Source organism: Kribbella sp. NBC_00889 (assembly GCF_045207705.1).
In the GTDB taxonomy this organism is placed as follows: domain Bacteria; phylum Actinomycetota; class Actinomycetes; order Propionibacteriales; family Kribbellaceae; genus Kribbella.
On sequence record NZ_CP108783.1, the window covers coordinates 7,675,037 to 7,687,920 of the forward strand.

Here is a 12,884-nt window from a genome sequence, read left to right on the forward strand (position 1 = left end):
CCGACTCTAGAGTCGACACAGTACGGCGGTGGCGTCGTCGTACCGCTTGCCGCGAAAGGTGTCCGGGTGCGCTGCCTCGTCGTACTTCCAGACGCGCTCGACCAGCGTTGCCGGTCCTTCCGTCTCGAGCACCTCGAGGAGGTCCTCCCACGACTGCCCGTAGCGCTCGGCGTACCGCGCCGCTCCGTCACTCAGTACGGCGATCAGCTCGACCTCCGCGCGATCCGTCGTACCGGTGAGTGCCTCGTACGCCGCCTTCGGCTCGGTGCTCGCGGCCCAGAACCCACCGGGCTGGTTGCGGAGCCGGCGGACGGCCTCGAACGTGTACTCGGGCAGGAGCTCGACGCGGTTGTCGCTGTGGACGGTGATCGCTCCGTCCGGGGCCCGCACGACCAGAGGTGAATCGGCGAGGACCAGGTGTTCGACGTGGTCCTGCCCGGCGCGGAACATCGCGACTGTCGAGGACGGACTGTCCGGGTTCGTGAGATCACAGGTGCCGGCGTGCACGGCGCAGACGGCCGCGATCGCGTCGGCCAGCAGCTCGGGCAGCGGTGCGGACGACTGCGAGAGGAGCGGTACGGCGAGCTGGCGGGCCAACTGCGCGACCAGCCAGGCGACCGTGTGCCGGCAGCCGGAGTCGATGCCTTGCCCGGCAGTCGCACCATCGAGCACGACGGCGAAGTCAGGTCCGGTCAGCACGAGGTCCTCGTTCATCGCGGGCGGTCGCCGATCCGGCGCGGGCAGACTGATCGAGCGGATCTCCACCCGGCCATTCTCCCTTCCCACCCAGCCCAGGCTAGGTCTGGGCGGCCCAGCTCTCGGTGAGCGACTGGTCGAGGGAGATCTTCGGCGACCAGCCGAGGTGCTTGCCGATCAGGGCGGTGTCGGCCTGTTGCCAGGCGACCGCCGGCGTGCCGTCGTGGATGTCCTCGACGATCCGGGCCGGCTGGCCGCTCAGCTCGAACAACTGACCGGCGACGTCCCGCGCCAGCACCGCCCGTCCGGTCCCGACGTTCAGCACCGGCGGCACCTTGACGTCGGTGAGAGCGACCGCGACCACCGCCTCAGCCACATCCCGCACATCGACGAAGTCCCGCCAGACGTCGAGCGACCCGACCTCGATCAACTGCCGGCCGCGGAGATCCCGGATGACCCGGCCCGTGAGCGTGCTCTCCGGCGCTCCAGGCCCGATCACGTCGAAGATCCGGAGTACGACGGCATCCGCGCCGTTGCGCTGGGCGCGAAGGACCAGTTCTGAGCCGGCCAGTTTGGTGAGACCGTACGGGCCGGCCGGGCGGGGCTCGCCTTGTTCGTCCTGGCTGGTGCCGTGCGATGCGCCGCCGTACTCGGCGGCCGAGCCGAGCTGGACGAAGCGGGCGTGGCTGGCGTTGTCCCGGACCGAGGCGAGCAGGGCCTCGACGGCCGTCACGTTCGCGCGGACCAGGGTGGCCGGCTCACCCAGCGTGGCGCCGGCTGCGTTGATGACCACAGTGGGCTTGTACATGCCGATCTGCGTGTCCAGCGCATAGGAGTGCATCGTGGCCAGGTCGCACAACCGGTGTGGCTCACCTCGGCTCCGGCTCAGACCGCGGTGCTCCACCCCGCGGTCGGCGAGCAGTGCGCAGATCGTGGCGCCGAGGAAACCTCCTGCGCCGAACACCATCACCCGCTCAGTTCCGGTCACGCTTCCATCGTGCGACTCGTATTTGTCGGTGGGCTGAACGTTGGCCCTCGTCACCATCACAACTACGTCGTGGATATCTCGGCGTACACGGGTGTCGGTACGGCGTGGCAGGGTGGGGGCTCCGGCGAGCGGGTGGAGGGTGAGCGATGGCAGACCGAGGGCACGTGGCGGTGCCGACGGAGTCGACGATCCGGGACTGGGACGACGCCGATCCGTCCGGGCAGACGTACCAGCGGGTGCTGTTCATCGACAGCGACTTCACCGAGATGGAGAACCGGGGCGGGACCTTCCAGGAGTGCACGTTCCGCGGCGTCAGGTTCAACGCCTCCACCCACACGGACGCGGCGTTCGTGAACTGCACCTTCGTCCGGTGCTCGCTGTTCGACGCCACGTTCACCGGGTGCAAGCTGCTCGGCAGCTTCTTCGACGACTGCACCTACAACCTGCTGAAGGTGTCGGGCGGCGACTGGTCGTTCGCCGGGCTGCCGGGTGAAGATCTGCGCGGGACCGAGTTCACCGGGGCGAAGTTCCGTGAGGCGGACCTGACCGGCGTCCGGGCGGCGAAGGCGGCGCTGCGGGATCTCGACCTGTCGGGGGCGTCGCTGCATCGGGCCGACTTCACCGGGGCCGATCTGCGCGGATCGGACCTGTCCACACTCGACCCGCTCACGGTCGAGCTGAAGGACGCGCGGGTGGACATCACCCAGGCGATGGTCATCGCGACCTCCCTCGGGCTGGACGTACGCCCCTGAACCTGTGGATATCTCCGCGTAGTTGCGCAGTTATCCCCCGTTTTCATCCACAGCCTGTGGATAAGTATCCGGAGTATCGTCACCGGGCCCGAGCCGCCGCCCGGAAGCCGTTGGGTGGTTTCGCCACCGGGATCGGCCGCGGGACGAGCCGGCCGCGGCGGTGGCGGGCCGGTTGGCGCCCGCGGACGACGATCATCGCGGCATGCTCGACGACGTAGGGACCGGTGACGAGGCGGCTCGGGCGGGTCAGCGTCCGCAGGCCGGCGACCAGACCGACACCGGCGAAGGTGCCGAGCGTGTTCGCGATCAGGTCATGCAGTTGGCAGGAGCGCCCGAGCTGCGGGATCAGCGCCTGAACCGCCTCCACCGACGCGGACAGCCCGATACCGGCCGCGATTCCGTCGACCGGGCGTCCGCTGGCGAGCGCCAGCATTCCGGCTGCCGGCACGAACAGCAGGACGTTGAGCAGGCCCTGGAGCGAGGTCAGGCCGCCGGTGGTGGCCAGCTGTGTTCCGCACTGGCCCACGCTCACCAGCCGGTGCGCGGTCGGGCTGAGCGTCGCCGCCGGGACCAGAGCGAGCGCCGCCGGCAGGCAGAGGGCGGCCAGCCGAGGGACCAGATCCCCCGGCCGCCGCAACGACGAGAGCGCGACCGGCAGTGCCATGCCGGTCAGCACGAGCCAGGTGTCCAGTAGGTGTGGGATGCCGCGATAAGTCTCGAGCACTCGTCGGACCCTCCCGTGGTCGACCGGCTGACTCGAACGCTTTCTCGTCGATCTCTTCCACATCAGACGATCTGTCGTCCGATCCCACGCTCGCCAGAGGGGTCCGGACATCTGCACGCACCCGCAAACAGTCCGTGACAATCCGTGCACAAACTGTCACGGAAGGAAGGTGCTCTAGGCAACGATCATTTGCTCCACGCCCATCGGCGGCCCGCTCGCGGTCGAGCCGGGGTCTCCTGAGGCCTCCGGGTCAGCGGCGGTGTTGGGCGACGGCGGTGGCCGTGGCTTCTTCGCCGTCGGCGGTGAGGCCGGTGATCACCCCGTCGACGTCCGCCTCGGGCCGGTTCTGGCTGAGCTTGAACTTCGCCTCGATCCGCTTGATCGCGATCTCCACGCCGACGATCGCCCGCAACTGCCCGCTCACGAACTTCTCCGGCGCATCGTCCACCGACCACGGCTCCGCCCGGCCTGCCTCGTGCAGATCGGACAGCCGGCGTACGACGTTCTCGACCCAGGCCGGGTCGTCGTACACGGTCATCGTCCCGTGCACGTGCGCGGTGATGTAGTTCCAGGTCGGGACCACTCGGCCGTGTTCGCGTTTGGAGGCGTACCAGGCCGGCGAGACATACGCGTCCGGCCCGCGCACGATCACCAGCGCGTCTCCGAGCACGGGCTGCTGCCAGTGCTCGTTGTTGCGGGCGAAGTGCCCGAGCAGGACGTTCCTCGAGCGGTCGTAGATGAACGGCAGCATGGTCGCCACCAGTCCGTCCGGGGTCATGGTCACCAGGTCGGCGGCTCGGTGGCGGGCGAGCAGTTCGTGCACCGCCTCGTCGTCGGCGGCGAAGTGCGCGGGAACGTACATGCAGGGATCCTTGTCGATGGCGAACAGCCCCAGTCTCCCTGGCGCCGGCCGCCCGGCGACAGGTCCATTCCGGTCAGGCTTCGCCCAGGCCACTCAGTGCAGAACTTCGTGTGTCCATTCGGCTCGCGGTTGGATGTGCAGGCGCCAGTACTGCTCGGCGATGCCGTCCGGGTCCCACGCCCCACCGGGTGCAACCCCTCCGGCGACCGTGACGGTGGCCACGTGCACGCCCAAGGCGCCGTACTGCTGGTCGAGCAGTGTCACCAGCGTTCGTACCCCGGCCTTGCCCAGCGACAGGCTGGCGTAGTCCGACTTCGGCTCGGGCATCCCGCCGGTGATGATGAACGTGCCGCTGCCCCGCTCCGCCATCGCAGGTAGGACATGCGCCGCGGTGGTGATCGCACCGACCACATTGACCGCCCACGCGTCCAGGTGTTCCCGGGCGCTCAGCTCGCCGACCGCGTCCGGCCGGATGACCGCGGCGTTGTAGATGACCACGTCCGGTACGCCGTACTCCTCGGTCGCTCGATCGAGCGCGGCCCGCAGGCCGACCTCGTCCGTGCTATCAGCCGTCGCCGTGAACACCTCGGCACCGGCGAGCGCATCGGCCGCGACCTTGAGCGTCTGCTCGGACCGCGCGATCAGCGCGGCGCTCATTCCCTCCCGGACGAACCGCTTCGCCACCGCGAGGCCGATCCCCGGCCCGACTCCGACAATCAGTACTCCTGCCATACCTGGACCGTACGACCTGACATCAATGTCAGAGTCAAGTCAGGACCGCAGTTTGGCGGCGTACTCGTAGTCGCGGCGCCAGTCGCCGGAGGGAGCGAAGATCACGCGTTCGGTGCCCGCCGCCGCGTAGGCCTGCAGTTGGTCGGCCGCGCGCGACGGGTCGGCGTCGAGCTGCGGCGCGACGACGGTCGCCTTCAACGGCGGACGGTCGTGGTCCGCGGCGAGCTTGTTGATCTGGGCAAGGTTCGTCCGGATCTCTGTCGGTGACATCGCGATCGTCGCCCATCCGTCGCCGTACCGGGCCGCCCGTCGTACCGCCGGCTTACCGTTGCCTGCGACAACTATCGGCGGGACGACGGAGCCGGGTGCGAGCTTGGCCTCGAGCCCGTCCGCGAGCACCGCGGACCGGCCCGCGATCAGATCCGGCAGCACCTTCAACGCTTCGTCGGTGCGCCGGCCGCGATCCGCGAACTCCACGCCCGCCGCCCGCCAGCCGATGTCACCATGCGCCGGATTCCCTGTCCCCACACCGAGAACGAGCCGGTTGCCGGACACCAGTTGCAGCGTGTTGACCTGCTTGGCCGCCCACGCGACCGGCCGCAGCGCCAGCAGCATCACGTTGAAGCCAACCGTGATCCGCTCGGTCACGGCGGCCGCGGTCGCCAGCACGACCGAGCTGTCCAGCATCGGCCCACTTGCGATCAGATGATCCGTGGACCACACGGAATCCAGCCCGATCTCCTCCGCGAACCGGGCGCTCTCCCGTACGTCGCCCAGAATCGGCCGCGACGGATCCGGCGTCGACGTCGGCAGGATCACACCGATCTCAAGTCCCATACCAGCCGCAACTCGTCCCTCTCTGCTGCTATTCCAGTGCCGTGGGATGCTAGGGCATGACCTCGCCGTTCGCCGACGCCAACCGCGTCCAGAAGGCGCTGCGCACCTTCGCCGCGAGCAGCACGGGGGCGTGGTTCTTCAGCCGCACGGCGCACCACCTCGATCGCGCACTGGCCAGGGCTACCAAGGGCCGCAAGACGGTGGCCGGTGTCGTCTTCGGCGTACCGACGGTGCTACTGACCACAACCGGCGCCAAGACCGGGCAGCCGCGGTGCGTGCCTGTGCTCGGCGTACCGTACGGCGCCTTCCTGGGCCTGATCGCCTCGAACTGGGGCCAGGCAAAGCATCCCGCTTGGTACTACAACCTGAAGGCGGACCCCGAGGCCGAAATCTCCGTCGACGGCGACAACCATCCGGTCCGCGCCCGGCTGGCCACCTCCGCCGAACGCGACGAGATCTGGACCGCCGGCCTGGCCTACTACCCGGGCTGGCGCAACTACGAGGTCCGAGCCGGCACCCGCCACATCGAAGCCTTCGTCCTCGACCGCCGCGTACCGTGACGGGATGGACGCTGCACCACGGATCCGCCTCGGCGCACTGACCATCACGGCCGAGCGCCCGCGAGAGCTGGGCCGGTTCTACTCCCGGTTCCTCAGCTGGCCGTACATCCGCTACGAAGACCCTCGTCCCGACGATCCACCGCACGCCGGCTACGCCCTGGTGTGCCCGCCCGAGGGTGTCGTCCTGGACCCAGAAGGCCGCCCAATCTGCCCCTGCCTCCCTTAGCTCTCCAGCGGCCAGGATCGAGACGTCCTGAGATATTCATTGACAAGAATATTCTTGGTGGTGAATACTTCGAGGCATGGACCAGATCGCATCAGCTCTTGGCGACGGGGCGCGGTGGCGCCTCGTCGAGCTGCTCGCCGAGCGGCCGCGGTCCGTCGGTGAATTGGCCGAGCTGACCGGACTACGCCAGCCGCAGACCACCAAGCACCTCCAGACCCTGGGTCGGGCCGGCCTGGTCACGGTCACACCGCTCGGGCAACGGCGCGTTTACGCCCTCGAGGCCGCGCCACTGCGGTCCCTCGAACGCCGACTCGGTGAACTGGTCGGAGCGATCGAGGCGCAGGCGGGCGATCGAGCCGTGATCGCGCGCCACCGGGCCTCCATCGACGCCGAGTCCGTGATCGCGGACCGGGAACGCTGGGCGGACGGACGGACCTTCTCGTTCGAGCGCATCCTGGCCGCGGCCCCGGACGTCGTCTGGCAGCACTGGGTCGATCCGGACCTGCTCGCAACCTGGTGGGCGCCGCCGTCCGTCACGATCGCCGACTGCATCCTCGAGCCGAGGGTCGGTGGTCGCGCCGTCCTCGACTACCGCGACGGCGAGCAGCTCTACCGCTCGCGCGGACAGGTCCACATCGCTGAAGCAGCGTCACGTCTCGGGTTCGATCTGAGGTTGCTGGACGACTCCGACGTTGTCTCCTTTCACAGCGACCACGACGTGACGTTCGCGGCGGTCCCCGAGGGCACCCGGCTGCAGGTCGACATACGCATCAACGAGACGACCGTCGATGCCGTCCCGTACATCGCCGGCATCGCTGCCGGCTGGGGCCAGGTCCTCGACAACCTCACCACCCAACTCAACGACAAGGGAGTACAGCGATGACACGCACAGTCAAAGCCAACATCAGCCTCACCCTCGACGGCCGGTACAACGGTCCCGGTGGCCCCGGTGATCTCGGAGCGATCGTCCCGTACGCCGTCACCGACGTCGCCCGCGACCACCTCACCCGCATCTGGGAAGGCGCAACGACGGCACTCCTCGGTCGAGTGAACGCCGAAGGTTTCCTGGGCTTCTGGCCCCCGCTCGCCGACGACGAGACGGCCGACCCGCGCGATCGCGGCTACGCGAAGTGGCTCCGCGACACCGAGAAGGTGGTCCTCTCGTCCACACTGACCGAGGCCCCCTGGGAGCGCACTCGCATCGTGAACGCGCCCGCCGCCGACGTCGTCACCGAACTCAAGGCCACCGGCGAAGGCGACATCCTCGTCAACAACAGCACCACCGTGATCAAGGCCCTCCTGGCAGCCGACCTCCTCGACCGCCTCTACCTGATGATCACCCCCGAAATCGCCGGCAACGGTGACCGCCTCTTCGACGACAACCTCCCCGCCTCCAAGTGGACCCTCACCCGCCAAGACACCGGCAACCTCGGCGAACTAGCCCTCATCTACGACCGCACCCGCTGACTCGGGCCGGGCTTGGTTGCTTGGAGGGAGTAGGTGACTGGGAGGTCCTGGCCGCCGATGGGTAGCCGGTACCACCCGTCGGCGTCGCGGACCAGCACGCCCGACCGGTGTTCCTGTTCGTCGCGGAGGTACTCGGTCAGGTCGTCGACGGCGAAGCCCGCCCGGGCCGCCGCCGTGACGACCTCGCCCAGTCCATGCGGATAGCCGATCGACGGTTGCGAGATGGGCACGTCTCCGCCGGCGTACGTTCCCTCCCACTGATCGACCTGGGCGGCGCCGCCCAGGTACGCCGTACCGAACACCACCGGTGCCACCGAGTCGACCATCAGCATCAACGGATGCACCTCGACCACGACGAGCCTGCCGCCGGGTCGCAGTACGCGAGCCGCTCCGCCGAACCACGCGTCCAGCGAAGCGATCCAGCAGAGCGAGCCGTACGACGCGAACACCACATCGGACCGGCCGTCCAACTCCTCCGGCAACTGCTGGACAACGCGATGCGCTGCTCGTTCTGTGGGAAGGCCAAGGACGAGGTGAGCCGGCTGATCGCCGGGCCCGGGGCGTTCATCTGCAACGAGTGCGTGGTCCTGTGCGAACAACTGATCAGCGGCCAGCCCATGACGACCTTCCCGCCACTCGACGGCAAGACCGACGACGAACTCCTCGCCGAGATGGTCCAACTCGACGCCTCCCGCGGCCAGGTCGAGGCCGCCGTCCACGATCGCGTGCAGGTACTCCGCGCCCGCTCCGTCACCTGGGCCAAGATCGGCGAAACCCTGGGCACCACCCGCCAATCAGCCTGGGAACGCTTCTCCAACGAGGAATAGCCCCAGCGCGCACCACCCAGCGCATGCGCAGGGTGGAGGAGACACGCGAAAGGCCGGTCCCCAGTGGAGACCGGCCTTTTCGTGTGGTGGAGACGAGGGGACTTGAACCCCTAACCCCTGCCTTGCAAAGGCAGTGCTCTGCCAGTTGAGCTACGCCCCCGTGGGGGTAGTGGTCAGCGGCCCGGGGTGACCGGGTCGACGGCCTCGGCCCAGAGGTCCTTCTCGGCGCGGGACTGCTGGGTCTTCTTGTAGGCGAAGTATCCACCGATGCAGGCGACCAGCACCAGCAGGATCTTTCTCAGCACCGGGACTCCTCGGATCGGGGTTCGCCATGGGGGTGGTGGGCCTAACTGGACTTGAACCAGTGACCTCTGCCTTATCAGGGCAGCGCTCTAACCGTCTGAGCTATAGGCCCGCGTTCTGCGGGATCGAACCCGGGAGAGATTACCGCACCAAGTGCCCCTCTCCCAAACCGGTTCCGGTCGGCCCCGCGCAGAGCCTGAGCGGGGCCCGACCGGAGACTCGGGTACGCCGTCAGTCCTCCGACGCCAGCGTGACTTCGAGGCCGCCGAGCAGTGTGGCGGCGATGTTGTAGAGGAAGGATCCGAGCGTCGCGAGCGCGGTGATGATGAGTACGTCGGCGCACGCCAGGAGCGTGGTGAATCCCATCACCTTTCCGGTGTTGATGTAGTTCTCGATCCGGAACGGTTCGGCGGTCGGCGTACCCAGGACTTCCTGGACGGTGTTGTTGATGTTGTCGAACACACCGGCCGCGCCGATCGCGGACCAGACGATGAACACGGCGACCCACGTGACGATGCCGAACGCGATCGACAGCAGGAACGCCGTCTTCATCACCGACCACGGGTCGATCCGGGACATCCGCAGCCGGGCCTTGCGGGTCTGCGGCCGGTGCGATGCCTTCGGCGTCTTCACGGCCTTGGCGGAGAGCCTGGTCTCGGTCTTCTCCGGCTTGGTGGTCGTCACCGACGATGCCTTGTCGAGCACCGCCTGACGCGCCGCGCTGAGCCGGTCACCCAACGTCTCGGTCTTGGCCGGCTCCTCGGTCAGCCCGTACGACGCGGCCGCCGGCCCAGTGACTCGCGGCGCACCCGTCGCACCGGGGGACCAGGGCTCGGGGCGGCCAGGCGTGCTCGGGCCGGGCGCAACCTGGCCAGGGCGCTGCTGCTGCGGGTGGACCGGCTGCTGCTGAGGCGGCCGAGCGGTCTGGCCAGGAAGAGGCGCGCCACCCGGCGCGGAGCCGGGTCGCTGCTGCGGCCGGTACTCACTGGCACGCTGGCCGTTCGGAGCACCTGGTCTCGGCTGGCCGTTGGAACGACCGTTGGAGGCCGGGTCGGCCGGTGGCGTGGACTGCTCCCGGCCCTGCGCTGACCGCTGGGCCTTGGAGCTGTCCGCCGCACCGTCTGGCCATGTCGGCCTCGCGCGGTTGGTCATCAGTCACCCTCCTGGCCGGCATCGTCCTCTTCGACGGTAGCCGCGCCGTCGACGTCCGTCGAACGCTGGTCATCATTGTTGACGCCCTCAGGGGTGGATTCGGTTGTCGATCCGTCCACATCCTGGGCACCTTCGGAGGGTGTACCCGCTTCGGCCGCTCCGGATTCCTCGCCGTCGAGATCCCCGTCGAGTTCGCCGATCACGGTCAGATCTGTGTTCCGGGCGATCGCGACCACCGCGTCGGACTCGCCGACGCCGGCGAACCGAACGCCCATCGTGTCTCGGCCCTTCACCGGCACGCTGTCGACCCGGCTGCGGACCACCTGGCCGCTGACCTTGATCGCCAGCACCTGGTCCTCGGCGACCACGATGATCGCGCCGACCAGCGAACCGCGCTCGTCGTTCAGCTTGACCGCCTTGATGCCGAGGCCGCCGCGGCCCTGCTGGCGGTACTCCGAGACCCGGCTGCGCTTGGCGTACCCGGCGTCGGTGACGGTGAAGACGTACTGCGTGTCCTCGTCGGCGCCGGCCCGGATCACCGACATCGAGAGCAGCTCGTCGCCGGAGCGGAACTTCATCCCGGTCACACCGGAGGTGGCCCGGCCCATCGGGCGGAGCTGCTCGTCGTTCGCGGTGAAGCGGATCGACTGGCCCTTGCGGGACACCAGCAGCAGGTCGTCCTCGGCGGTGGCCAGGTCGGCGCCGATCAGCTCGTCGTCCTCCTCGCGGAAGTTCACCGCGATGATGCCGCTCTGCCGGGCCGAGTCGTAGTCGGTCAGCGCCGTCTTCTTGACCAGGCCCCGCTTGGTCGCGAGCACCAGGTAGTCCGACTGCTCGTAGTCGCGCAGCGTCAGTACCTGAGCGATGTCCTCGTCCGGCTGGAACGAGAGCAGGCCGGCCACATGCGAGCCCTTGGCGTCGCGGGCCGACTCGGGCAGCTGCCACACCTTGGCGCGGTAGACCCGGCCCTTGGTGGTGAAGAACAGCATCCAGTGGTGGTTCGTGGTGGCGAAGAAGTGGCTGATCTCGTCCTCGGCCCGCAACTGCGCACCCCGGACGCCCTTGCCGCCCCGGTTCTGGGTCCGGTACAGGTCGGTCTTGGTCCGCTTCGCGTATCCGCCGCGGGTGATGGTGACGACGACGTCCTCGTCCGGCACCAGGTCCTGCACCGAGAGGTCGCCGTCGGCCGCGATGATCTCGGTCCGCCGCTCGTCGCCGTACTTGTCGACGATCTCGGCGAGCTCGTCCTTGACGATCGACCGCTGCCGCTCCGGGCTGGCCAGGATGTCCTCGAGGTCGGCGATGATCGCCTCGAGCTCCTGCAACCGCTCGATGATCTTCTGCCGCTCCAGTGCGGCCAGCCGGCGCAGCTGCATGTCCAGGATCGCCTGGGCCTGGATCTCGTCGATCTCCAGCAGCTCGATCAGGCCGGTGCGGGCCTCGTCGACGTCGGGGCTGCGCCGGATCAGCGCGATCACCTCGTCGAGGGCGTCCAGCGCCTTCACGTAGCCGCGGTAGATGTGCGCGTTCTTCTCCGCCTCGCGCAGGCGGAACCGGGTCCGCCGCTGGATGACCTCGATCTGGTGGTCGATCCAGTGGCTGATGAACAGGTTCACGCTGAGCGTGCGCGGTACGCCGTCGACCAGCGCGAGCATGTTGCAGCCGAAGGTGTCCTGCAGCTGCGTGTGCTTGTAGAGGTTGTTCAGTACGACGCGCGGCTGAGCATCCCGCTTCAGCACGACGACCAGCCGCTGCCCGGTCCGCGACGAGCTGTCGTCGCGGATGTCGGCGATCCCACTCATCTTGCCGGTGTTGACCAGCTCGGCGATCTTCAAGGCCAGGTTGTCCGGGTTGACCATGTACGGCAGCTCGGTGACGACCAGGCTGGTCCGGCCCTTGGCGTCTTCCTCGATGTCGACCACCGCGCGCATCGTGACCGAACCACGACCGGTGCGGTAGGCGTCGTCGATGCCCTTGTAGCCGACGATCAGTGCACCGTTCGGGAAGTCGGGGCCCTTGATGTACTGCAGGCAGGCGTCGAGCAGCTCCTCCTGGGTCGCGTCCGGGTGCTCCAGCGCCCAGTTGACCGCGGCGGCGACCTCGCGCAGGTTGTGCGGCGGGATGTTCGTCGCCATGCCGACCGCGATGCCGGACGAGCCGTTCACCAGCAGGTTCGGGAAGCGGGCCGGCAGGATCACCGGCTCCTGCGACTTGCCGTCGTAGTTGGCCCGGAAGTCGACCGTGTCCTGGTCGATGTCGCGGACCATCTCCATCGCCAGCGGCGCCATCCGGCACTCGGTGTACCGCATCGCGGCCGCCGGGTCGTTGCCCGGGGAACCGAAGTTGCCCTGGCCCTGGATCAGCGGGGCCCGCATCACCCACGGCTGCGCCAGCCGGACCAGGGTGTCGTAGATCGCCGAGTCGCCGTGCGGGTGGTACTGACCCATCACGTCACCGACGACACGAGAGCACTTGTTGAAACCACGGTCCGGCCGGTAGCCGCCGTCGTACATCGCGTAGAGGATGCGGCGGTGCACCGGCTTGAGGCCGTCGCGGACCTCGGGCAGTGCGCGGCCGACGATGACTGCCATCGCATAGTCGAGGTACGACTGCTGCATCTCGGTCTGCAGGTCGAGTGGCTCGACCCGGTCGTGGCCCGGAGTGGTGGGGGTCTCGGTCATGAAAAGCTCGTCCCGTTCAGGTCAGTACGTCGGTCGATGGCGCCAGCGGATCGTGGCCCGGGGCAACGGACCACCCA

General features: G+C 68.6%; 16 protein-coding genes and 2 tRNA genes. 6 read left to right on the forward strand and 12 right to left on the reverse strand.

Annotated features, from left to right (window positions below):
- Positions 1–6 precede the first annotated feature (6 nt).
- Both OG817_RS37630 and OG817_RS37635 read right to left on the reverse strand, forming a co-directional pair.
- Entirely contained in the window at positions 7–786 is a 780-nt protein-coding gene (locus OG817_RS37630) for a protein phosphatase 2C domain-containing protein (protein ID WP_406049712.1), read from the reverse strand.
- 10 nt (positions 787–796) lie between these two features.
- Entirely contained in the window at positions 797–1,684 is an 888-nt protein-coding gene (locus tag OG817_RS37635) for an NAD-dependent epimerase/dehydratase family protein (RefSeq protein WP_406049713.1), read from the reverse strand.
- A gap of 146 nt (positions 1,685–1,830) precedes the next feature.
- On the opposite strand from OG817_RS37635, the gene OG817_RS37640 reads away from it, so the two are divergent.
- On the forward strand, positions 1,831–2,436 hold the full coding sequence (locus OG817_RS37640; protein WP_406049714.1) for a pentapeptide repeat-containing protein: 606 nt from the start codon (positions 1,831–1,833) through the stop codon (positions 2,434–2,436).
- 79 nt (positions 2,437–2,515) lie between these two features.
- Here the strand turns inward: OG817_RS37640 and OG817_RS37645 are convergent, their stop codons facing one another.
- The 4 genes from OG817_RS37645 to OG817_RS37660 form a co-directional block, all read right to left on the reverse strand.
- A complete protein-coding gene (locus tag OG817_RS37645; protein ID WP_406049715.1) occupies positions 2,516–3,160 on the reverse strand; it encodes a VanZ family protein in 645 nt (214 codons plus the stop codon).
- A 250-nt stretch (positions 3,161–3,410) separates the two neighbouring features.
- A complete protein-coding gene (locus OG817_RS37650) occupies positions 3,411–4,022 on the reverse strand; it encodes an FMN-binding negative transcriptional regulator (protein ID WP_406049716.1) in 612 nt (203 codons plus the stop codon).
- Positions 4,023–4,115: 93 nt separating this feature from the next.
- A complete protein-coding gene (locus OG817_RS37655; protein WP_406049717.1) occupies positions 4,116–4,754 on the reverse strand; it encodes an SDR family NAD(P)-dependent oxidoreductase in 639 nt (212 codons plus the stop codon).
- A gap of 39 nt (positions 4,755–4,793) precedes the next feature.
- A complete protein-coding gene (locus OG817_RS37660; protein WP_406049718.1) occupies positions 4,794–5,591 on the reverse strand; it encodes an LLM class flavin-dependent oxidoreductase in 798 nt (265 codons plus the stop codon).
- Between the two features lie 56 nt (positions 5,592–5,647).
- On the opposite strand from OG817_RS37660, the gene OG817_RS37665 reads away from it, so the two are divergent.
- The 4 genes from OG817_RS37665 (at position 5,648) to OG817_RS37680 (ending at position 7,844) form a co-directional block, all read left to right on the forward strand.
- Positions 5,648–6,151: a nitroreductase family deazaflavin-dependent oxidoreductase gene (locus OG817_RS37665; protein WP_406049719.1), complete on the forward strand. Its 504-nt coding sequence runs from the start codon at positions 5,648–5,650 to the stop codon at positions 6,149–6,151.
- Between the two features lie 4 nt (positions 6,152–6,155).
- The gene (locus OG817_RS37670) at positions 6,156–6,377 is read left to right on the forward strand and encodes a hypothetical protein (protein WP_406049721.1); all 222 of its coding nucleotides are present in this window, start codon (positions 6,156–6,158) and stop codon (positions 6,375–6,377) included.
- 76 nt (positions 6,378–6,453) lie between these two features.
- Positions 6,454–7,260, forward strand: coding sequence for a metalloregulator ArsR/SmtB family transcription factor (locus OG817_RS37675; protein WP_406049722.1), 807 nt, complete (start codon positions 6,454–6,456; stop codon positions 7,258–7,260).
- Entirely contained in the window at positions 7,257–7,844 is a 588-nt protein-coding gene (locus OG817_RS37680; RefSeq protein WP_360438026.1) for a dihydrofolate reductase family protein, read from the forward strand. Before OG817_RS37675 ends, OG817_RS37680 begins: the two co-directional genes overlap by 4 nt.
- On the opposite strand, the gene OG817_RS37685 is transcribed toward OG817_RS37680, so the two are convergent.
- Positions 7,826–8,176 (reverse strand): hypothetical protein, encoded by a 351-nt coding sequence (locus OG817_RS37685; protein WP_406049723.1) that lies wholly within the window; start codon positions 8,174–8,176, stop codon positions 7,826–7,828. The two genes, OG817_RS37680 and OG817_RS37685, sit on opposite strands and share 19 nt — an antisense overlap.
- Before the next feature lie 6 nt (positions 8,177–8,182).
- Here OG817_RS37685 and OG817_RS37690 point away from each other — a divergent pair, with 6 nt between their 5' ends.
- Positions 8,183–8,671, forward strand: coding sequence for a ClpX C4-type zinc finger protein (locus tag OG817_RS37690; RefSeq protein WP_406049724.1), 489 nt, complete (start codon positions 8,183–8,185; stop codon positions 8,669–8,671).
- An 84-nt stretch (positions 8,672–8,755) separates the two neighbouring features.
- On the opposite strand, the gene OG817_RS37695 is transcribed toward OG817_RS37690, so the two are convergent.
- From OG817_RS37695 to gyrA, 5 genes are all read right to left on the reverse strand, one after another.
- A tRNA-Ala gene (locus OG817_RS37695) sits at positions 8,756–8,831 on the reverse strand.
- Between the two features lie 13 nt (positions 8,832–8,844).
- On the reverse strand, positions 8,845–8,976 hold the full coding sequence (locus tag OG817_RS37700) for a DLW-39 family protein (RefSeq protein ID WP_396394479.1): 132 nt from the start codon (positions 8,974–8,976) through the stop codon (positions 8,845–8,847).
- A gap of 33 nt (positions 8,977–9,009) precedes the next feature.
- Positions 9,010–9,086 (reverse strand) — tRNA-Ile (locus OG817_RS37705).
- 119 nt (positions 9,087–9,205) lie between these two features.
- A complete protein-coding gene (locus tag OG817_RS37710; protein WP_406049725.1) occupies positions 9,206–10,126 on the reverse strand; it encodes a DUF3566 domain-containing protein in 921 nt (306 codons plus the stop codon).
- Positions 10,126–12,807 (reverse strand): DNA gyrase subunit A, encoded by a 2,682-nt coding sequence (gene gyrA, locus OG817_RS37715; protein ID WP_406049726.1) that lies wholly within the window; start codon positions 12,805–12,807, stop codon positions 10,126–10,128. The genes OG817_RS37710 and gyrA overlap by 1 nt, the downstream gene beginning before the upstream one ends.
- Positions 12,808–12,884 lie beyond the last annotated feature (77 nt).

Coding starts and splice junctions, on each gene's coding strand:
- OG817_RS37710 (WP_406049725.1), bottom strand. CDS start 10,126: ATGACCAACCGCGCGAGGCCGACATGGCCAGACGGTGCGGCGGACAGC.
- OG817_RS37680 (WP_360438026.1), top strand. CDS start 7,257: ATGACACGCACAGTCAAAGCCAACATCAGCCTCACCCTCGACGGCCGG.
- OG817_RS37690 (WP_406049724.1), top strand. CDS start 8,183: ATGCACCTCGACCACGACGAGCCTGCCGCCGGGTCGCAGTACGCGAGC.
- OG817_RS37640 (WP_406049714.1), top strand. CDS start 1,831: ATGGCAGACCGAGGGCACGTGGCGGTGCCGACGGAGTCGACGATCCGG.
- OG817_RS37675 (WP_406049722.1), top strand. CDS start 6,454: ATGGACCAGATCGCATCAGCTCTTGGCGACGGGGCGCGGTGGCGCCTC.
- OG817_RS37650 (WP_406049716.1), bottom strand. CDS start 4,022: ATGTACGTTCCCGCGCACTTCGCCGCCGACGACGAGGCGGTGCACGAA.
- OG817_RS37685 (WP_406049723.1), bottom strand. CDS start 8,176: ATGCTGATGGTCGACTCGGTGGCACCGGTGGTGTTCGGTACGGCGTAC.
- OG817_RS37660 (WP_406049718.1), bottom strand. CDS start 5,591: ATGGGACTTGAGATCGGTGTGATCCTGCCGACGTCGACGCCGGATCCG.
- OG817_RS37665 (WP_406049719.1), top strand. CDS start 5,648: ATGACCTCGCCGTTCGCCGACGCCAACCGCGTCCAGAAGGCGCTGCGC.
- OG817_RS37655 (WP_406049717.1), bottom strand. CDS start 4,754: ATGGCAGGAGTACTGATTGTCGGAGTCGGGCCGGGGATCGGCCTCGCG.
- gyrA (WP_406049726.1), bottom strand. CDS start 12,807: ATGACCGAGACCCCCACCACTCCGGGCCACGACCGGGTCGAGCCACTC.
- OG817_RS37670 (WP_406049721.1), top strand. CDS start 6,156: ATGGACGCTGCACCACGGATCCGCCTCGGCGCACTGACCATCACGGCC.